This is a genomic window from Fibrella musci, from assembly GCF_041321105.1.
Classification (GTDB): Bacteria; Bacteroidota; Bacteroidia; order Cytophagales; family Spirosomataceae; genus Fibrella; species Fibrella musci.
Genome location: NZ_JBGGWD010000003.1, coordinates 60204 through 81768 on the forward strand (window position 1 = coordinate 60204; position 21565 = coordinate 81768).

A 21565-nucleotide genomic window follows, 5' to 3' on the forward strand; every position below is an offset into this window, starting at 1 on the left:
ACTAACAAGCAACCGAAGGGGTGTTGTTTAATAAAAGCGGATTGACTGAATAATGAACACTGTATACTGAATAATGTACGATGTATGATGCACAAATCGCTACAGGCTACATCACTATGCATTGTGCCTGTTTAAAGCAATCTTTCTTATGGAATCGTCGGATAAACTGTACACTGAAGGTCAACCAGTAGAGAGCTACCCAGTGCTGGACTTTGTGCTCATAGCGCAACAATAAGGTTTTCTGAAACCAGGGATCACTTCTTGATGAGTTGCTTACTGGCCCGGACCCCGGTGGCGTTCCATACCCGCAGGTAATAGCGGCCACTGTCCCACGAACTCGTCGGGAGCCGTATACTGGACTGGTTACTCAACGAAGTCGATAGGATAGGCTGGCCTAGGATGTTGAATACTTCAATCCTACTATCGCCCTCATTCAGTTTCACCAGCAGTTCGGTATCAAACGGGTTGGGATAGCCCAACAGTGATGCTTCGCCCGATGGGATTTCGCGGTTGCCCTCAGCCGCAAGGCGGGCGCCCGAACCGCTACCATTGATCACGAGAGTAGGCCGATCGATGGCCGTAGTGGCTTCTCGGGAATAAAACGCGACATCCCCCTGAGCGTTACTGACGGTGTTGATGAGTCTAAGCGAAAGTTGATTATTGCCACTGGCCAGTTCCTGCTGGAGAATGCCTTTTATGTCCCACTCGACATACCCGCTCGAGACACCTAACTGGGTACTGGCCATGCTGGTGCTGGCGGGTTTGTTGCTCCAGGTCAGCCCCGTTTCGGTCCAGGTATCGGTGGGTACGTAAGCCAATTGCCAGCGAGCTGTGCTCACATTGACATTGGTCGATTTAATGCTCATCCGCAACTTGGCCGACGTGATACTTGTATTGATGCCTGATACATCGAATTTCAGGAAGGTTTCCCGCTCGTAATTCACCGAATTATCTCCTTTAACCACCAAGATGGTATCAGTACCATAGTTGGCGTTGGCGTAGGTACCATCACGCACATACGCATCGGCCACGGCAGCAATACTTACCGGGAGCGTATTCCTCACCAAAAATGTTTTGGTTGATCCTTTGTAATTACCCGTGGGCATGGTTACCGCAGTAACTATAGGCTGATTGCTGCCAGGAAATGTAATACTAACGCTTATAATGGTTGTCGATTGGGCTGGATCGGCCAGGCTGACCCGAACCGAACTGCTGCCGATATTTTTCAGCAATACGGCGCATGGCTTATCTACGTCAAGCTTGATTCCAGTGGTAGGATCGGTGACACTCACCCCTGCCGTGGCTCTGGCCACGACCTGAAGGATATTGAGTCCGTCGTGCTTTACAGCCTGGCAGGAAACCGTATTGCTGAGGATTTTAATAGCAGCCTGATTGTAGGCGTTCATTTGGGCCGTAGTGGTCAGGTTTGGGGCAACAATGTAGGCGTAGGTTCCATTGGTTGGCGCTGCACCGTGGTCTATCCAGAGCTTGAAAACATCTTTGGTGATGGTACTGGCTGAGGAGGTTGATTTTATGAGCTTCCAATTGCCCGTCTGGGCCTGATTGCTCAGCTTCACATTGCCGCCCGCTGGAAAAAAATAACCAACACTATCATGGAGTGCCCATTGCAGGTTGCCGCTAAAGGTTGTTTGTGTATGTATACCTACGGTTGATTGAGTGCCACCACTGCTAACCGATACAGTCCCGTCGAGCAGGCATTGGTTTACGTTGGTCCCCACATTTTCGGCCGATGTACTGGTGATGCCAGCGCCCAGGCAAACGATTTCTTTATCAAAAAAGAACCAGGCTTTTTTAGCCGCTACGTTGTAATAGTTTACCGTGTTGGCAGAGCACCCGTAAGTGCTGTCTGATACCCCTCCCACATACCCCTCGTTACCCCTATCGGCTGTGCTGCAACAATTGTGGGGGTTTTGCTGCGGTGTGGCAAACTGGCGCATGGTTACACCGGGGATTTGGTTCCAGTCCCAAACCGGAAAAATATTGTAATATTCATTACCATTTACCCGAATATCGGTAGCGCCATCGGTCAGAAAGGTGCCCAGCAAATTTTCGCCATTGACTACTTCAGACCTGTTGGTACGAGTCGATACGTTGCGTACTGAGAAGGCGTAATCAGGGCGGTTGTGAAGCGTATAGTCGCCCGTCCAGTAATGGATATTATAAGGCGTCGCGATGTTGTAACTGGCGGGTTGTGCCCCAGAAATCCGTAACGAATCATCGCGCAGGGAAGCATAGTGAGCCGGATCGGCCTGCATAGCCAACGCCGTAGTGTTAGCATCCTGCAACAGATTGTTGGTACCGGAAAGCCCTCTTCCAATCAGGTTAAAATCCTTATATCGGCCCCTCAATCCCCCATTATAACTATGGTGCAGCATGGTATAGGCGTTTTGCAATTGCGCGGCACTAAAGCTATAAGCGGTACCTCTTATGTAAGCGGCCATGGTATAGACGTCCGATATCCACACAGCGCCATAATGCTGGGTGTATAATTCAGGCCCATGCTGTAGAAAGGCATTATCGTAGTTAAGTCCTTCGCTGCCGCTAGAAACATAATTTACCGTAGTACCTGCCTGGGTAACCGCCGTAGTAACTACACTGGCATTGGCAGTCAGAGCACCCCGGTAGAGCCAGTGAAGGGCAACATCGATTCGGTTAGCGCCAGCCTGAGCCGACGGATTTTGCCGTGTGGCCAGATAGTTCATGGCATTGGTATAGTCGGTGGTAGCCAGTTGCTGACTGCCACCCCGCATCAGCACCAGTGTTTGCCCAATAACTAATGGGTAGCCTATCTGGTCCTGATACCAGTTAGCCGCATCATGGATATGACTGTTCCAGTACTGAAGGGCTAACGAAAGGTGATTGTAGAGCGTTGTATCGCCCTGCAACGGACTGGTACTAAGCGTATAGGCCAGCGAATAGAGATACATCCTATTGAGGTGGTCCTTAAACGGCCAATCACCGGCGGCTCCACTGGCGTAAGCAATATCTGGCCAGGAACCATTCGCATTTTGGTTACTCATATAGGTACTGGCCGTATTGCTGATGGCCGTTCCGTTACTATTTTTCTTTAATTCGGCGGTTACATTACTGATAATCTTTTCAAAATCCGTTTGGGCCAGTCCCGTATTAGCCAGCAGGATAAGGAGCAACGTGAAAAAATTTTTCATAGCTTTTCTGTTTATACAGTTGAAAAGGATTCAGGCTGCCATTCGGATTGATGATCATTGATGATCCCCTTAGGTAGCAGCAGAGAGCGGTAGCGCGTTTTCTGGTCAATAGAGGGCATAAGTCCCCCGGCAACAGGATCGCCAGGGGAACAGGTAACCAACCTACAATGAATGTCAAGGCCAAAACATGGGCCGGACATTTCGTAAAACCATTACAACCGCCCAGAGCCGGGTTGTTGGAAAAGCATTTGAAGGATTTACCAGCCAGGATTCTGTTTTAGGGCCGGATTCAGGGCAACTTCGTTGATGGGCAACGGCCAGAGGTAATCTTTGGCCGGGTCAAACTTGCGGAAAGCGGCCTCCTGCACCAGAATATAATTATCGGGTGTTAACCGTACCGCAGCCACCGTTCCGAATTCTGCCTTGAAGAAATAGTTGCCCAACACGGGTTTTGGCAATTCTACCTCAGCGGTTTTCCAGCGAATCAGATCCCAGTACCGGAAGCCCTCCTGCGCCAGTTCGACCCGGCGTTCCCGCCGGATTTCATCCCGCACGTTCAGGCCATTTGCCGTAGCAAATTCGTTCGTCAGTTTGGCAACTCCACCCCGCTGCCGCAGTCGATTCACGGTCAGGTCCAGATCGGCATCGCTGATAGAACCGTTCAACTCATACAAGGCTTCGGCATAGGTAATGAGCACTTCGGCATACCGTAGCAGGGGCCTGTCGGTGCTGGAGGCCTGCGTGTTCCAGTCTTCGATATTGGCCGATTTGCGGAACGTGAATCCAGTTTTGTTGAAAGCTAGAGCCGCAATATCGAAGACTGGCTTGGTGGCAATATAGGGATCACCTTTTTTCAGGAATGTATCACTCATCCGTGTATCCCGATTCGCAAATACATCCGTCGAGACAACCGGCGTTTTAGCCAACGGTGATTTGGTAATGGGCAGTCCATCTTTGTAGAGGTAGGCATCGGCCAGACTTTTGGTTGGATTCATGCTGCCCGTTTCTAAAAACCCTCGGAAATAATTATGCGTTATGACCCGATCCGTGATGGAAAGGCCAAACTGTCTGACCATAATGTTCTCCCGATTCTGCCGCCCTTCGCCTGGCTGTTGCCATAAATCGAAGTAAGAGCCGGTAAAGAGATCGTGTTGCTTGCTGTCGATTACGGCTTTAGCAGCATCGACAGCCACTTTGAGGTGTTTGATTGGCTCTCCATAAGTATGGTATTTTGAGCGGGTACCCTCAAACAAAGCCACCCGCGCCTTAAACGCCAGAGCCGCCGTAGTACTAATGCGGCCGTAATCAGCCGCTGCAATGGCACTGGGTGCTGGCAGTTTCTGTACGGCAAAATCCAGATCCTGATAAATCTGATCGAAAAGGGCAGCCCGTGAACTAGCCGGGGCGGTTAATTCAGGCGAGGTTTCGTCCAAGGTTTTCAGAATCAGTGGTACTTCGCCATATCGTTGAACCAGATTAAAATACCCAAAGGCCCGAAAAAATCGCGCTTCGGCAACGTACCGATCAATGACCGCCGGAGCCGTATTCGTTGCCGTTCGGGGTGCTTTTTCGATAATGTTGTTGGCGGCCCGGATCAATAAATAGTTATCCGTGTAATTGGCATCCGTAGCGGGTGCCAGACGGGAACCATCACTAATACTATTGGAAGCCAATCCAAACGCATCGTCCGACCACACATCCTCTATGGCGTGGGTAGTAACATTGTATAACGCATTGTTCGGATACCCCTGTGGAGTCAGTGTCCCGTAGGTTGGCAGGTACGTATACAGGTAATTGGCCGAAAACTTAAGATCACTTTCCGAGCGCCAGAAAGTCTGATCGCTGATGGTTGTTTCGGGAAGCCGCTCCACTTCACAAGCCGGTAAACCTGCCAGCATGCCCAATGACACAGCGGTGTATTGAAGTATTTTTTTCATTGATTTTTCGATTTCGTTCTCCGAGTAGCAATCGGTTAAAATGAGACGTTCAGACCCATGGAGGCCGTAGCAAAAAACGGATAGTCGTTCTGTACCCCGTCGCGTGTTTCGGGATCATAGTAACCCTGGAAGGCTTTCAGGCCCGAAAGGGTGAATAAATCCTGCCCCGAGAAGAAGAACCGTGCCTGGTTGATGTGCGCTTTGCGGGTCAGGGCAGCGGGAATCGTATAGCCAAACTGAAGGTTCTTCATGCGGATGTAATTAGCGTTGAACGTCCACTTGTCTGAAGCCAGGTAGTTATGCGTCGCCCCTACATAGGGACGAGGGAACAGCGCATCGGGGTTTTCGGGTGTCCAGTAATCGCTATGAATGGTCAGGGCCTGTTTCCAGGTAACGAGCAGTGGTGCTACAGATTCCGGTAATGGACGGATGTTGCGTTTGCCAACCCCCTGCACAAAAACAGTCAGGTCAAACCCTTTCCATTGGGCACTTAACGTAAGCCCGTACTGGTAGCGGGGGGTAGTGGTTCCAAGCAGCAGCAGATCGCCGTGATCGGCTACCGACCCCTTGCCAACGGTAATCCGTCCGTCGCCGTTTTGGTCAATGTATTTTACATCGCCTGCCCCAGACCGATTATCCTGGAAAGCCCAGCTTTTGACTTCGTCGGCCGTTTGGAAATACCCGGCTGTCTGGTAACCCCAGATTGTATTGATTGGATAACCTTCGATCAGGTTGTTCGTTCCGGCGCCAACAATTGTACTACCTGAGTAGCTCAACAGTTTATTGTTGTTGTCGGAAAAGTTGGCCGAAACCGAATAGGTGAAGTCCTTACCGACCTGACCACGATATCGAACTTCGGTTTCCCAGCCCCAGGATTTGAGTTCGCCGTTATTTTTTTTGGGGGTACCGATACCAATCGTAGCAGGCAACTGCAACGGCGTAAGCATATTGCGATTATACTTTACGTAATAATCGCCCGTAAACTGAAGCTTGTTCTGGAAGAAGCCCAGGTCGATGCCCAGGTCACTGGTTTCAATGGTTTCCCACGAAAGCGCGGCCGATGGAATTGAATTCTGGTAGATATACGAAGCTCTTGAATCGCCCAGGACCAAGCCAGAGCCCCGGCTTAACTGGCTCAGGTAATCATAGTAGCCGATGTTATCGCCCAGGGCACCACCCAGGCGTCCCCACGATCCACGAAGTTTAAACTCGGTGAACATGGGCAACGCCTGTGCAAACCACTCTTCGCGCTGTAGGTTCCAGCCAGCCGAAACCGACGGGAATACCTTGGTCCGCAAGCCGGAGGCTAACTTCGAGCTTTCATCTTGACGGACAGTGGCTTCGAAGAGGTATTTTCCATCATAATTGTAGTTGAAGCGAGCAAATACAGACTGAAACGCTCGGGTATATACGTATTCGCTGTTGCTCTTTGTTTTGTCGTCGCCCAGATTTAGCGTTGGCAAATCGTTACTGACCAGATTGGTCGATCTTGTTGTTACACCTTCCTCCCGATAGTCTTCCCACTGATAGCCGCCCAGCAGGGTAAAATTGTGTTTGTCTCCCACCGTAAGGTCATAGGTTGCCAGAAACTGGAGGTTGGTATTGCGGATCAAATCATTACGGACCTCATAATAATTCGGGTTATTGGCATAACTCAGTATTCGGGATCTGCCCCAGAGGGGTACGGTACGGGCAAATAGGGCCCGATTGGCCGGCCGGTATTGTACCCCAGCCACCGCCCGTAAGGTTAATCCTTTCACGAAATTTGCCGCCTGCAAATTGGCCACGCCATCAAACTGCCGCTTGTTGTAATTATTATAACCGCCCGATTCAAGAAGGCCATAAGATGTAGCGGCTGACCCCGCCCCGTTGTAGCGCCCTTCCGGCGTAAAGAACGGGGTCCGGGTTCGTAGTCGATAGGCCTGATACAGCAGCCCCTCCCCGTCTGTTCCGATCGAGGATTGCTGAATACGCTCCAGGGTGTAGGATAGGCGGGTGTCGAAGGAAAGGTGCTTTGTTAACTGAGTGCCCAGGTTTAAGCGCAGGTTATAGCGCTTTGCGTTGTCGGGACCAACCTTGAACACGCCCTGCTTTTCGTAGTAGCCGGCAGAAAGCAGGAAGTTCAGCTTATCGGAACCACCGCGTGCTGTAAAATTATGCGTTTTAGTGGAGGTGTACCGGCGGAGCAACTGGTCGGTAAGCGACTGCTGGTTGTAGTACAGATACGTGCTCGTATCGGCCGGATTTACGACGTAGGGGATACCATCCCGAATTCGCTGAAGATCGTCCTCGGAATATTCTGCCGCACTTCCCGAATTTTTTCGGGACAGATTTGAATACAACGCTTCATCCAGCAGGCTTAATCGGCCAGGTACGTTAATGGCCCAGTCAACTCCGTATTGTGCCAGATAATCGAAGGTGACTTTTCCTGCCTTCCCTTTTTTGGTTGTGATCAACACAACCCCACCCGCGGCCTGAGCACCGTAAATAGCGGCTGCGGCAGCATCTTTCAGTACGCTGATACTTTCGATATCATTCGGGTTCAGGGTTGTCATGGTTTCAATGGGTACGCTAACCCCATCGAGCATTACAAGCGGATCAACGTTTCCGTTGGCCGACGTAACCCCACGAATCTGAAGCCTCAGCCCCTGGCTACCCGGCTGCCCACTCTGGCGCGTAATCGTCAGGCCCGGTGTAACGCCTTGAAGAGCGTTTGCCAGCGTAGCGGTTGGCCGGTACTGGAGTGTTTTGGCATCTACCGTCGATACGGCACCCGTCAGATTGACTTTTTTCTGGGTACCATACCCCACCACAACGACCTCATCCAACGCCTTATCGTCGTTCTTTAGCTGGACGGTAATAGCCGAACGATTATTTACCTCGATCTCCTGCCGTACATAGCCCACAAAGCTGACAATCAGCACGGCGTTGCCAGTCGGAATAGTAAGCTTGAACTGGCCATTAGCGTCGGTATTGGTCCCCCGCGCTGTTCCTTTCAATACGATGCTAACACCGGGAAGTCCTTCCCCTTTTTCGTCGGTGACCGTACCCGTAATCGTATTGTCCTGTATTTTCGGGGAGAGTTCGGCCAGGCTTTCGGTAGTCGATATCAACCCTTGGCTGGTTTGATTTTTTTCGGATGGAGCCGGCTGTTTATTGAGGATGATGTTCTCTCCTGAAACGGAAAACTGAATCTGAAACGGACTAAGTAATTTCTCCAGTACATCGTTTAGCCGCTCATTATGCGCCTTCAGACTCACTTTACGGTTCAAAACCAGCGATGGAACGTAGGAGAATCGTGCCTTAGTTGATTTTTCTATCCGTTTCAAAACAACAGTCAAGTCCTGCTGATCAACTTCGATTGTAACTGGTCTGCTTAATACTTCCTGCGCGAAACCATCCCGGCCATACGTTAAACTGCTCAGCAGAAGGGTCAGCATTAAGGGAATACTGGCTTTCATAATCAGCGCAATGCAATTGCGTTTGGTAGTGCTTTTTTTCATAATTTACCAACGGGTTTAAATTTCAATAAAACAAAAGCCCCCCTAGCTCCTTTCTGAAGGAGATATGTTCGCTAAAACAGTAGGGGATTACTTAAGCCGCGGGGCAGAATTGATTATGGGGCCAATCATGATCAATTTATAAGCCCGGCGGCTTTTTCTTGAAAGGAGATTGGGATTAATGCATGGGTTTAGAATTAAGTGAATGGAGGGTTAATGTTTAGCGTTTTCAGTTATTCACAGCCAGTGCTTTCAATTACAACTTGGGTACCCTGCACTCTGTAACTGGCACCGATGGTTTGGCAGATAATGGCCAACTTCGAATAGAAAGACTCATTCGTCAGGGTTGACGTCAGAAAACAGTTTTTCATCTTAACGGCATCATACTGAATCGGTATACCATATGTTTGCTCCAGTTGGGCAAATACATCGGCTATGTGCGTATTATCAAATCGCTGGGTAGTTACCTGATCAGCCATACTCAGGCTCACAGGCTGGCTGGCTATGGTTCGAGTCAGTTGATTTTCATCGGCGACAAACGTCGCCTGTTGATTCGGAGTCAGCATTAGTTTCTCTTCTGCCTGCTCTACGGCGCCCTCCTCTTTCATCGCATATACAGCTACTTGACCCGACCGAACGACGACGGATACCTGCTTTTCAGTCGTTTTAATGGTAAAGCTGGTGCCCACAACACGGGTCACTAACCCATCTGCATAGACGAAAAACGGATGGTTTGGATCTTTGGTCACCTCAAAAAACGCTTCACCACTTAAATAAACGGATCGAGAGGGCTCTTTGGCCATCTGAGTCGAATAGCTGATTCGGGCGTTACGCGTTAAGGTGATATGGCTGCCATCGGGTAGGGTTACGGATTTAGCTGGTTGATTGGTATTAACAATTTCCGTTAAGGGAGCAGCAGAGGCCTTGACGAGCTTCTCGTAAGCAAAGGCTGGGGTCGGCTTCCAGTAAAAAATACGCCAGCCCAGCCCAATGAGCAGAGTAATGGCTGCTGCCACACGCCACCAGGTTGAGACGTTAATCAGCCGCCGTACCGGAGTCTGATCGACGTTCGTTCTGGCTAGTATCTTACCAATGTGCTGTTTTAAGTCAGCGTCAGATAAATCAGGTAAGTTGGCTCCCGTCCGTTGGTATTCTATGAATGCCTTTGCCTGGTTGACGTCATCTTTTTTCTCTGGATGCGCTAGCAAAAAATCATTCCATACCGTTCCAGATTGGGGATAGCCCGCTTTTGCCCAATCCAGAAAATCATCGTCCAGCAAGAAATCCTCAGCTATGTAATCCTTATATTTATCCATGGTCAAACACCATTTGTATCGGCTTCTATAAGGAAGGGCAAAAAAAGGGGAGAGAATAATCAAAAATTATCAATAAATTTTTACATTTTTTACAACATATGTGAATAAAGGCCTGAGGAACAAGCGATAAGGAGCAACAGCCAATTGACACAAGTCGTGTAGGGCATCCCTTTCTCCGGCCCAATCCGGCTGCCATGTTGTCGGCCAGCCTGATCGATAAACTACTTAAACAGACGCTTAACTGGCTGTCTAAGCTGATTCACACACGTCGAGTAGAGTTTGTCGGCAACGTCTATCTGCTTGGCTCCTTTGGCCTTCTTAATTGGTGTATGTAGCGGAGCAACCGACTCAATAGTGAGTTGTTTCTGTAATCAAGGGGCTAAGATGCCTAGCCAGCTATTAGGCTCACGCCGACCATAACGGGCGGTTGCTGGTGCAGGGAGGTTAGGTCATCGACCGAGGCAGGCGGTGAGCTGCACTTACTCTGGCGAGGGGAGCCGACCCAGTCGGTCAAACGATATAGTCGTAGGTCTGCCTAAGCGTTGGCCGTTTGCAGAGTAGACCGAATAAATGAATCGCCAATAGTTCCCGGTCAGCGAAGTCCAGACAGTAGTTATTACTGCTGGCGTTGGAAAGGCAGTGCTGGGTACGTTTGCCGTATTTCTACTCTTGATTCACGCTATGATATACGGATGACAAGGCAATTAAGGCAATTGCTAAATAAACTAACTGAAGAGGCAATATAAGACCAGAGAAGGAGGGAACCATTGGGTCCGAAAAGCTCGAATAGCCTGAAACAGCAGGTTGGCAACGGCAGGACGAGAAATGCTGAGTATCTCCGCAATTTGATCATTGGTCAATGCCTCATAGAATTTAAGATGCAAAATTTCCTGCTGACGCTTGGTTAACCGAATGAGCGTTTTTTGAACCCTTACTTGTTTCTCCTGATCTGTTTCCTGATCTATAATACGGTTTTCAACATATGTATCTGCTTCTTCCCATTCATCAGGCAACTCATCCTGACTGGTAAGTCGCTTCTTTTCTTTGAAAATTAAGTTTCGTAAGGCCGAGAAGAGGTAAAGTTTCAAGTCGCGGGCTTCACTCAAAAAAATCCGGCGTTCCCAGAGGTCGACAAATAGATCCTGAACACAATCGTTTATTAAATCCGTGTCTTTCAGGAATTTGGTTCCATACTGGAACAAAGGTCTATAGTATCTATGCAGAAGCGTCTCAAAGGCTTGCCGGTCCCCTTCCCGAAATGCCTGCCAAAGTAGCTTATCCTGTTCATTCACGGAACTCATTTTTTACCTATTACCTCAGGGAACACCGCGAATATAAATACTTAAAGCAAGATAAAGATAAATTAATATGGCAATGGTACAATTTTTGACTATTACAGGGCTAGATCACTTTTCCAGACGACCTCGTTTAGCGGGTAATAATTCCTTGGCGCACAGGTATAACTTCACGCCGCACAGGGATGATTTGATGGGAAGGTGGCCAGGAAACGATCGAGCTTTTTGTGCTGGCACGGGCGATGGCGTTTGTTGATTTTGGACATCTCCACTAAGATCACGCTCTTTCGTTCATCGATCAGTCAGCGTTGTCCCGACGGCCAGTCAGCAGGGGATATGGGTGTTCTCGTACTGATCCTCGTTGGCCATCTGCTTGATGTTGACCTGGGGTAAACGGTACCCTGTTCGTACTTAAACATAACCCGTTCAGGGCCGTCAAGTTGCGGTTGCAACTCTTAAAACTGCCGACGTTTCTATTCCAACAGGCTGATCGTTCATTGTGCATCGTACATTATTCACTATTCATTCATAACTGCTTCCGCTTCATCTCGGCTACGGCAAAGCTGACGGCGCGGGCGGTGAGGGCCATGAACGTAATCGACGGGTTTTGCGAGCCGGTGCTGGTCATGGCGGCGCCGTCGGTCACGAACACGTTCTTGACCTGATGCAATTGGTTGTGCGCGTTGAGTAGCGACGTTTTCGGGTCGCGGCCCATCCTGACGCCGCCCATCTCATGGATGTCGAGACCGGGATTGCGCTTGTCGAAGTCGGGATGGATGTTCGTATGCCCTGACTTTTCGAGCATGTATGCCCCCTGTTCCAGAAAATCGCGGCTCATTTTCTCGTCGTTATCCGTGTAGTCGACCGACGTAACGAGTTGCGGAATACCCCACTGATCTTTCTGATCGCGGCTGAGCCGGACGTGATTTTCGTAGCGCGGCACGGTTTCGCCCTGCATCATCATGTAGGTGTGCCACGGGCCGGGCTTGGTCAGGTTTTCCTTGAAATCAGCGCCAAACGTAGCCTCGCCGGGCACGCCCTGCCCCCGCCCCGAACTAAACGCCACCATGTACCCGCGCAGAAAATCCATTTCCTGCCGGTGCACGTTGCGGAAGTTGGGCATAAAGGCCGTGGTAGGCCGCCGGCCGTAGTAATAGTCGTTTTCGAAGCCTTCGTAGGTAGCGCTGATCGAGCCCCGGTAGTTGTGGAAAGCAACGTACCTGCCCATCAGTCCGTTATCGTTGCCTAGCCCATTCGGAAACCGCCGCGACGTAGAGTTCAACAGCAGCAGATTGGTATTCAGGCAGGCTGCGTTCACGAAGATGATCCGGGCGAAATACTCGGTCACCTGCTTGGTATTGGTGTCGATCACGCGCACGCCCGTGGCCTTGCCTTTCTGCTCGTCGTACAGGATCGACTCCACCACCGAGAAGGGCCGCAGCGTGAGTTTGCCGGTTTTGGCTGCCCAGGGCAACGTGCTCGAATTACTGCTGAAATAAGCCCCGAATGGGCAGCCCCGGTAACACAGATGCCGCGCCTGACACTGCGCCCGCCCCTGCGCCCGGTGGACGTCTTTAGGCGAGGTCAGGTGCGCGCAACGGCCGATGATCACGTGCCGGTCTTTGTAGAGCGACGCCACCGTTTTCTGGACCTGCTTCTCCACGCAGTTCAGTTCCCAGGGCGTCAGAAATTCACCGTCGGGCAGCACGTCGAGGCCGTCTTTATTGCCGCTGATGCCTGCAAATCGCTCAACATGGCTATACCAGGGGGCAATGTCGTCGTAGCGAATGGGCCAGTCGATGGCGGCCCCATCGCGGGCGTTGGCCTCAAAGTCGTATGTACTCCACCGCTGCGTTTGTCGCGCCCAGATCAGCGACTTGCCGCCCACCTGGTAACCCCGAATCCAGTCGAAGGGCTTTTCCTGCACGTAGGGGTGATGGGCGTCTTTGACGAAAAAATGCTGCGTGTCTTCGTCGAGTGCATAGCATTTGGTAGCAATGGGGTTGGCTTCGTCGAAGGCCAGCGGCATGCGGTTGCGGTGCTCAAAATCCCAGGGATTGTTCATCGCCGTGGGGTAATCTTCCACGTGCTTCACGTCGCGGCCCCGCTCCAGCACCAGCGTTCGCAGGCCTTTTTCACAAAGCTCTTTGGCCGCCCAGCCACCACTAATGCCCGATCCGATCACGATCGCGTCGTAGGTCTGCTGCGCTTTACCCGGTCCGTTTATGTTCATAGTCGATGGTGCCTTCTGTTACCTGTTCACTGTCCTCAGTTCGCTGTTTTCTGTTGGCTGACGCAAACCTATTCCGGCGTCAGCCAACAGAAAACAGTGAACTGAGGACAGTGAACAGTAAAACTCATTTTCGATAAATCGTTGTGGCGGCGGCCTGGGCGGCGGCTAGAATGGTGATGTCGGCGATGGTTACGTGGGCCGGGGCCGTAACCGCATACACGATCGTGTCGGCAATGTCGGCGGCCTGTAGGGGATCGAAACCGGCATACACCTGCGCGGCCCGGCTGGCGTCGCCCTTAAAGCGGACCACCGAAAAATCGGTTTCGACGGCACCGGGCGCAATGTTGGTCACTTTAATGCCGTGCTGCGTCAGGTCGAGGCGCATCCCCGTGCTCAGAGCTTCAACGGCTGCTTTGCTGGCGCAATAAACGGCCCCGTTGGCGTAGGTCTGCTTACCGGCGATGCTGCTGAGGTTTACGATATGCCCCCGTTGCCGCGCCACCATACCGGGCATGACGGCTTTCGAGACATACAGAACACCCTGCACATTGCCGTCGATCATGGCGTCCCAATCGGCCAAGTCACCGTCCTGAATGGCCGACATGCCGTGGGCATTTCCCGCGTTGTTAATCAGAATATCAATGGCCTGCCAGGCGTCGGGCAGCGAGGCAATGGCGTCGGCTACGGCCCGGCTGTCGCGGACATCAAACGTGAGCGTATAGGTCTCCACCTGATCGCCCAGTGAGGCCACCAGTTCGGCCAGTTTATCGGCCCGGCGGCCACAAAGGATAAGGCGGTAGCCCAGGCGGGCAAACGCTTCGGCGGTGGCCCAGCCAATACCCGACGAGGCGCCGGTAATGAGTGCTGTCATGAGAACATTGGTTGCCGGTTCATCAGGCGTAAAGCCATCGGCAAACTGATGCCCAAGTTAGGCCGAAACGCTTATTCTTTGCGTATGGCCGTCAGTCGTAGTGATTTGGCTTTAGCGGTAGCGTTGGGTACGTCGGTGGGGCCGGGTTCATAGATCGAACTGCTTTTTGTCCCCACAACGCCCGAGAACACAACCGGTAGCGGGGCCCGTTGGGCGGTGTTGTAGGCCATCGCCGTCTGCTTCAGGGAGTCAGTCAGGTTGGTGGGTACGTACCTGACGTTCGTGGTCAGATCGGTGAGCACATACTGGTAGACACCCCGCGAAATGGCCGATACGTGCAACGTACCCCGGCGGTTGGTCAGGGTCGGGGACGAACCGTGACGTTGTGCCGATGCCACAATCGGCGCAAGCAGCAGGCAGAACAATAGTGCTTTCATAGGGTTGAAGGTAGGAAATTAGACCGTGTCCATTGCACAACACGAGCCTCAACCAACGTACCTGGCGCGATGCCTCACCAACAGCCAACCATGCCCGACAAACTGCCTCTCTCCTACTACGAAAACCACGACACCCTTACACTGTCGCAAGGGCTGCTGGGCTGCGAGCTCGTCCACGAATCGCCCGACGGGTTGACGGCGGGCATCATCGTCGAAACAGAGGGCTATCTGACCGGCGACCCCGCCTGCCACGCCTACCGCCGCGAGACAAAACGAAATGCCGCCATGTTTGGCCCCGCAGGTACGTTGTATGTCTATCAGATTTACAACCACTACAACTGCATCAACGTGGTGACGGGTCCGGCAGGCGTGGGGGAAGCCGTACTGATTCGCGCCCTGCAACCCACCGAGGGCAGCGACCTGATGACCCTGCGCCGCAACGAAGCCTTTAAAACTGGGTTTGCCCGCTATCGCCAGAATACCATCGACAGCAACACGGCCGATGGCTTCCGAAACCTCTGCAACGGCCCCGGCAAGCTGGTTATTTCACTGGGAATCAGCCGGACCGAACACAATGGCACCTCGCTGGTCAGCGGTTCCGTCTACATTCGCCCCCGGGTGCTCACCGATTTCGAGATGGTCACGACCACGCGCATCGGTATTACGCAGGGCGTCGACCTTCCCTACCGGTATTACGTGCAGGGCAATCGGTTCGTTAGCCGGAAATAATACCGGGTTAATTGGGGGCCTGTAGGGGAAGCGTCACCCAGAACGTAGTACCAACGCCCGGTTCGCTCTGTACGTCGATCAGTCCCTTGTGGTTATCGATAATCTTCTTGACGATGGTGAGGCCAATGCCCGTGCCGGCATACTGCCCCCGATTATGCAGCCGCTGAAACATCCCGAAGATGCGGTCTTTGTGCTTCGTGTCGAACCCAATGCCGTTGTCGCTCAGCGCAATCACCGCATACTGATCGGCACATAAGGGCAAGCGCTGCGCGGGCATTGCCGACGCCGCCACTGCCGACAGGCTGATAACGGGCGGACGGCCATCCCGGAATTTGAGCGCATTACCGATCAGGTTCAGAAACAGTTGGTGCATTTGCCCGGTAGCACCCCATACCGTCGGCAGATCCGTGGCTATCAGGGTCGCCTGCTGCTCCTGAATCACCAGTTCCAGGTCATCCCGAATCTGGTCGATGATGTCGTTGAGGGGCACCGGTTCGAAGCGAATCGTCTGATCCGACAGTTGGGAAAGCTGTAACACGTCGTTAACCAGCGTCTGCATGCGCCCCGTAGCGCTGATCATGCGCTGAAACAGGTCGGCTTCGGTGGCCGTCAGGCGGTCGGCTATCAAGTCGGTCAGGCGGGTGCCAAAGGTCTGCACCTTGCGCAGGGGTTCTTTCAGGTCGTGGCTCGCTACCGACGCAAACTGCATCAGATCGAGGTTCGAGCGTTCGAGGGCCTGATTGGCCTGTCGTAGCGATTCCGTCCGTTCGGCCACCAAGGCTTCCAGGTGTTCGGCAGCCAGTTTCTGTTCGGTAATGTCGGCAATGGTCCCCAGCAGCCGAATGGGTTGGCCAGTTTCGCCTAAGATCGTCTGGCCCCGCAGCTCAATCCAGGCCAACGACCCGTCGACCTTGATGATGCGCGTTTGTACGTTGAGCATACCTTCCTGAAACGCATGCCCGAAAGCCGCTTCTACGCGGCCGTGGTCGGCCACCGGAATGTGGCTAAAAAACTCTTCTTTCTCCCAGGCCGTCTGAGGGCGCGTGTAGCCAAAAATTTCGTCGTGCCGCAGCGATCGAATGCTTTTGTTACGAACCAGATCAACTTCCCACACGCCCAGCTTAGCCGCCTCGAGCGCCAGATTGAGTCGAATCGTGTTTTCGGCGATGCGCTGCCGGTCCTGTATCTCCTTCGTGGTCTCCAGGCAGGTAACAAATACGCCGATGATCTGACCCACCTCGTTGCCAATGGGGCTGTAGCTAAACGTCCAGTATACGTCTTCGAGTTGGCCGTTCCGGTAGATCGGAACAAGTTGATCTTCGCCCCAGGCCGAATCGCCCCCCGTCATGATCTGGTCGATCACGGGTTTGATCACAGCCCAGATTTCAGGCCATACCTCCTCGGCCGGTTCGCCTAGTGCGGTGGGATGCTTGCCGTTATTGCCCAGACTGGGGCGGTAGGCATCGTTGTAAAAGCAGAGCAGGTCTGGCCCCCAGAAAATAAACATCGGGAAGCGTGAGCGCAGCAGAATCGTGAGCGCCGTGCGCAAACTCTGCGGCCACGTGTCGGGCCGACCCAACAACGACTGCGACCAGTCTTTCTGCCGCATCAGCTGCGCCATTTCGCCACTGCCCCACAAGGGCGAGTAAATCTCCTCAACCGAATCCGTCTGCATTAGTTAATAAACCCTTTGGTAGCCATACATGCTATTCACAAATGTCACTTCTACTTACTTTTCTCACAGGATAAATGTACGGCCATTTTGCATGACGAAACACGCTTATATGAACAAAAACTAGTACCACCAGTTAGCCTGAGTCATGCTTATCTGCTCATAACATCTTATCGGGTGGGACAAACTACGATTATACAATCTGTAGATTTCCAGTAACATGGAAAATTCGCTTTCGACGACTTTCTCGTCGACTCCCCCCGGCGGCCCCACGCTCATTCTGAGCCAGAATAAGCCGCTGCGTTTTGTTGCCTTTTTTTACCTCTACGTGATGCAGGGCGTTCCGGCTGGCTTTGCGACCACGGCCTTGGCCAACTACCTCGCCGCCGAGGGGCTCCGCTCCGATCGCATCGGTACGTTCGTGGCGATGCAGGGCCTTCCCTGGACGTTCCAGTTCGTCTGGGGGCCGTTTATCGACAAATTTCAGGGGTCGCGGCTGGGTCGGCGGCGACCATGGGTACTGGCCGCACAGAGTCTGGCGGTAGTCGCGTCGTTGGGGATGCTGGTCGTCGACGATCCCGTAAGCAACGTCACACTGCTGGGCATTGCCTTTTTTATTCACAGCACCGTGGCGTCGGTGCAGGATGCGAGCGTGGATGCCATGGCGATCTCGACCATTCCGGAAGCCGAGCGCGGGCGAATCAACGCGTTCATGCGGGGTGGCTTTCTGGTCGGGACGGGACTGGGCGCAGCAGGACTAGCCTACGTACTGCGGCACGCGGGCTTCCACACGGCAGTATTGACCCAATCGGCTTTCCTGTTGGCCCTGACGGTGGTTACTTTTTTCATTCGTGAAAAAGCCACCGATGCGCTCTTTCCCGGTCAGGCTATGTCGACAACCGCCGTCCGCGCGCATGAGCAACATCAGCATAGCCTCGGTTGGCTGTTCCGGGAGTTGTTTCGGGGATTAAGCTCGCGCGAGAGCCTGCGCTGGTTTTTGCCTATCCTGCTGGTGTATTCGTGCCAGAACGCGTTTATTCGCGCCTACAACGTGCACCTGATTCAGCAATTAGGCTGGCGCGATACGGCGCTGTCGGGTCTAACGGGTAGCTATGGCGTGGCCATCGTGGTGGTGGTTATTCTGCTCGGCGGCTGGCTAAGCGACCGTGTCGGGGCCAGACGCCTCTTGCCGTACATCGTTGGTTTCCATGTAACGTACCTGCTGACGATCAACCTGCTCGCCCCCTACTGGACCAACCCGACCGTTGCCTCGCTGGGTGCCGTTTGCTGGAACATGATGGACCCCAGCCTGAGCGTGGCCGCCATCCCGATTCTGATGGCACTCTGCCGCCCCGACGTCGAGGGGTCGCAGTTCACGACCTACATGGCGCTGATCAACCTGTCGGATGTCATTGGTGCGTTTGTGTCGGGCCACGCCCAGCGCTACGTATCAGCCCCGACCATTGGCCTGTTCGTGGCCACCATCGCCGGGGCATGCCTGCTCTGGCTCGTGCTGCCCGCTAAACGCCAGCCTAAGCCTAAATCGACTAATGGGCTTTACTAAGCGTCACGGTTAGCCAAGCGGGTCAGCAGCGCCAGACCCGCCTCCCAATCGCCGAGATTCGAAGCGGCGTTGATGTGGCCCGCCGGACCTATGTTGACCAACTCACTGCCCCAGGCATTCGCAAACGCGGTGGCCCGTTCCAGCGTCACGTAGTAGTCGTCAGTGCTGGTAACCACGATAGAGGGGAATGGCAACGGAACCAGCTTCATCGGCGCGAAGCCCGTAGTGCCGGGTGGGTATGTAGGGGCTTCGGAATCGCTGGGCGCCACAAGCAAAGCGCCTTTGATTCGCCGGTCGTAGGTATCGGCCCAATACGCAATGGTGGTGCAGGCAAGACTGTGCCCCACCAGAATCACGTTGGCCGGATCGTGTGCCATCACGGCCCGGTCGATCTGCTCGACCCAGTCGTGCCGGACGGGCGTTTCCCAATCCTGCTGATTGACCCGTTGAAAGGCGGGAAAGCGCTGTTCCCAGCGCGTTTGCCAGTGTTGCTCCCCCGAGTTGCCCAAACCGGGGATGATAAGTACAGTAGCGTCAATCATCGTTACGAAACATAGTGCGCCCCGAACATAACACGTACCCGGCAAATGGCCGCTGAAATCAAAACGCCAACTTCCAGAAACGACTAGCCTTTTGCAGTATCACAGGCTATTGGCTAAGTTGAATTTAAGCAGTTACTTGCCAAGCGCTGTATGATCAGCGCTATACCGACGCCCTACTCAGCAGCATAGCCTACCAACGATCCATCTAAACTGCACAATGCATGAAACTAATTGACAAACTTGCCTGGATAGAGCTTAAAGACAAATCGGTTCTATTGACAAAAAGTTACGGTAAAGACATTTATTATATACCAGGTGGCAAAAGAGAGACTGGCGAAACAGACGAGCAAGCCTTAACCCGAGAAATTGAGGAAGAGCTGAGCGTTCGTATTGACAAGAATACATTAACATTTATGGGAGTCTTCGAGGCTCAGGCCCACGGACAACCAGAAGGTGTTTTCGTAAAAATGACATGCTACTCAGGAGGTTATTCTGGAGAACTATGCGCCAGTTCTGAAATCGAGGCAATTAAATGGTTCAACTACGCCGATAAAGATCAAGTTGCTGGAGTTGATAAATTAATTTTTGATCACCTCAAACAACATAATTTATTGGAGTAAGAACAACCCGATAAAAGGCAGAAGAAAATCCAATAAGTACGTACATATCCAGGTACGTACTTATTGGATTAAGCCCTCGCCCAATCCCACTGCTTATGCTGGTTAAGTGAACCGATCAGCAAGTGGCGCAGACGCCTTCCAATCGGCGCATGTACGCTACTGAAAGCAATCAGGTACGTTGCCATGCGTCGTATGCCCAACTATTCTGATCTCTTTTGTAACGTTAAGAAACAATCAAAGAGCCTGGCTTCAATGCCGAGATGACACAGGCATTAGCGCTAACTCAGCGTTACTTCTGGCAAAACGGGAGGTCTTACGCTGGTACATTCGTTTCCGAAAAATGAACATTGAACAAGCCTTAAACAACTTTTACGGCCAACACGGCTACGGCGAGGAGGGCGGTATCAATAAGAAATGGGACATGATCAAATTTGGCCCCATCGCGCTTCCGTTACCAAATCTTGAGTCTCGACGGACAAACATTTACCTGCACGATATCAGCCATTTAGTGACCGGGTATGATGTATCTTGGGTAGGCGAAAGCTCCGTATCAAGTTGGGAGATAGCGACGGGTGGCTGGGGACGGCTGTATTTCCCCTGGTTGCTAACGCTGTGGGCGATGGCCGTTGGCGTTATGCTATATCCCCGTCACAGTTACCGGGCTTTTCAGGCAGGACTACACATGAAGAATGCCTTCACTAGCAGGTTAGCCAAGCAGGAAATGTATAAACTGAGCCTCGATGAATTACGACTTCGTCTGCGACGAACAGAAGGCGAGTTTATACCTCGTAGCTATTTTGCATGGGCAGCCTTGAGTTTGTTACTTTGGTGGAGCCCGTTCGTAGCTGGCTTTACACTGCTCTATTTCTTTTCGTAGCCCGGCTTCGTACAGGCTTGTTGTGGGCAGTAGATTACACATACACTAGGCTAGTAGCGCCCCGACAGAGCAAAAACAGCACCTCAGGTACGTCTATATTTCATCAATTAGTGACGCACTTGGGCTGCTGGCAACTGGTTGGCAAACAGAATGACAACGCTACTTTACTTACCATCCTTTTTTGGCTTGAGCATTGAGGTTTATCTTATCCTCTTACTTCTTGGCATACCAACCTTTTTTGTCTGGCGTTGGCTTCTTAACAAGTTTATTAAGGCTGATAAACTAAGACATATTACAATATGGGTAGCCACAATTGTGTCAACACCGTTATTGTACATTGGTCTTGTCATGCTTTGGCTTTTCAGTTTAAGCTATCATCCGACCTATGATTTTGACAAGGAAAAATGGTTTACTAATAAAGACAAGCGCTACGAACTTTCAGAAGATATTATTGAGCGTAAGCTGCTCATTGGTAAGACAAAATCAGAAGTCAGGCAATTACTTGGTAACGCAGGTAATGCTAACGAAAGCAACCACTGGGTCTATCAACTTGGGATGAAGCCAGGCCTAGCTAATATTGACCCTGATGTTTTGGAAGTAGAATTTAGCAACGGAAAAGTAATCAGCGTCAGACAATACGAAACCTAGACAAAGTCATAAAACGTCCCTTATAAAAAAGGTTAATGCTTTTCCTACGTCTACCCCCTAAACACACTAATTAGCTACAAGTCAACCCATACATGCAGTTAACTCATAGCCAATCAGAATCGGCAATACGTACAAG

15 protein-coding genes are annotated in these 21565 nt (G+C 52.0%); 5 read left to right on the forward strand and 10 right to left on the reverse strand.

All coding sequences use genetic code 11. From position 1 onward, the window contains the following. Positions 1–254 precede the first annotated feature (254 nt). The 8 genes from ACAW74_RS10155 to ACAW74_RS10190 all read right to left on the reverse strand — a co-directional run bounded on the left by ACAW74_RS10155 (position 255) and on the right by ACAW74_RS10190 (position 14777). Positions 255–3188 (reverse strand): polysaccharide lyase family 8 super-sandwich domain-containing protein, encoded by a 2934-nt coding sequence (locus ACAW74_RS10155; protein WP_370698085.1) that lies wholly within the window; start codon positions 3186–3188, stop codon positions 255–257. Positions 3189–3445: 257 nt separating this feature from the next. Beyond that, complete coding sequence (locus ACAW74_RS10160; RefSeq protein WP_370698086.1) at positions 3446–5125, reverse strand: RagB/SusD family nutrient uptake outer membrane protein; 1680 nt, start codon at positions 5123–5125, stop codon at positions 3446–3448. A gap of 35 nt (positions 5126–5160) precedes the next feature. Further along, positions 5161–8628 (reverse strand): SusC/RagA family TonB-linked outer membrane protein, encoded by a 3468-nt coding sequence (locus tag ACAW74_RS10165; RefSeq protein WP_370698087.1) that lies wholly within the window; start codon positions 8626–8628, stop codon positions 5161–5163. Between the two features lie 230 nt (positions 8629–8858). Beyond that, the gene (locus ACAW74_RS10170; protein ID WP_370698088.1) at positions 8859–10004 is read right to left on the reverse strand and encodes a FecR family protein; all 1146 of its coding nucleotides are present in this window, start codon (positions 10002–10004) and stop codon (positions 8859–8861) included. Between the two features lie 662 nt (positions 10005–10666). Continuing rightward, positions 10667–11233, reverse strand: a complete 567-nt coding sequence (locus tag ACAW74_RS10175; protein ID WP_370698089.1) for an RNA polymerase sigma factor — start codon at positions 11231–11233, stop codon at positions 10667–10669. 529 nt (positions 11234–11762) lie between these two features. Next, a complete protein-coding gene (locus ACAW74_RS10180; protein WP_370698090.1) occupies positions 11763–13469 on the reverse strand; it encodes a GMC oxidoreductase in 1707 nt (568 codons plus the stop codon). A 124-nt stretch (positions 13470–13593) separates the two neighbouring features. Further along, the gene (locus tag ACAW74_RS10185) at positions 13594–14340 is read right to left on the reverse strand and encodes an SDR family NAD(P)-dependent oxidoreductase (RefSeq protein WP_370698091.1); all 747 of its coding nucleotides are present in this window, start codon (positions 14338–14340) and stop codon (positions 13594–13596) included. Positions 14341–14411: 71 nt separating this feature from the next. Further along, positions 14412–14777 carry a hypothetical protein gene (locus ACAW74_RS10190; RefSeq protein WP_370698092.1) on the reverse strand — a complete coding sequence of 122 codons (366 nt, stop codon included), beginning with the start codon at positions 14775–14777 and terminating at the stop codon, positions 14412–14414. A 69-nt stretch (positions 14778–14846) separates the two neighbouring features. On the opposite strand from ACAW74_RS10190, the gene ACAW74_RS10195 reads away from it, so the two are divergent. Continuing rightward, a complete protein-coding gene (locus ACAW74_RS10195; RefSeq protein ID WP_370698093.1) occupies positions 14847–15506 on the forward strand; it encodes a DNA-3-methyladenine glycosylase in 660 nt (219 codons plus the stop codon). Positions 15507–15513: 7 nt separating this feature from the next. Here the strand turns inward: ACAW74_RS10195 and ACAW74_RS10200 are convergent, their stop codons facing one another. After that, entirely contained in the window at positions 15514–17181 is a 1668-nt protein-coding gene (locus tag ACAW74_RS10200; RefSeq protein ID WP_370698094.1) for a sensor histidine kinase, read from the reverse strand. A 217-nt stretch (positions 17182–17398) separates the two neighbouring features. Between ACAW74_RS10200 and ACAW74_RS10205 the strand changes: the two genes are divergently transcribed. Beyond that, positions 17399–18742, forward strand: a complete 1344-nt coding sequence (locus ACAW74_RS10205) for an MFS transporter (protein ID WP_370698095.1) — start codon at positions 17399–17401, stop codon at positions 18740–18742. Here the strand turns inward: ACAW74_RS10205 and ACAW74_RS10210 are convergent. Continuing rightward, positions 18739–19284 carry an RBBP9/YdeN family alpha/beta hydrolase gene (locus ACAW74_RS10210; protein ID WP_370698096.1) on the reverse strand — a complete coding sequence of 182 codons (546 nt, stop codon included), beginning with the start codon at positions 19282–19284 and terminating at the stop codon, positions 18739–18741. The genes ACAW74_RS10205 and ACAW74_RS10210 overlap by 4 nt on opposite strands. A 221-nt stretch (positions 19285–19505) precedes the next feature. Between ACAW74_RS10210 and ACAW74_RS10215 the strand changes: the two genes are divergently transcribed. From ACAW74_RS10215 to ACAW74_RS10225, 3 genes are all read left to right on the forward strand, one after another. Continuing rightward, positions 19506–19904 carry an NUDIX hydrolase gene (locus tag ACAW74_RS10215; protein ID WP_370698097.1) on the forward strand — a complete coding sequence of 133 codons (399 nt, stop codon included), beginning with the start codon at positions 19506–19508 and terminating at the stop codon, positions 19902–19904. A gap of 340 nt (positions 19905–20244) precedes the next feature. Continuing rightward, entirely contained in the window at positions 20245–20781 is a 537-nt protein-coding gene (locus ACAW74_RS10220) for a hypothetical protein (protein WP_370698098.1), read from the forward strand. A 150-nt stretch (positions 20782–20931) separates the two neighbouring features. Continuing rightward, positions 20932–21429, forward strand: coding sequence for a hypothetical protein (locus ACAW74_RS10225; RefSeq protein ID WP_370698099.1), 498 nt, complete (start codon positions 20932–20934; stop codon positions 21427–21429). Positions 21430–21565 lie beyond the last annotated feature (136 nt).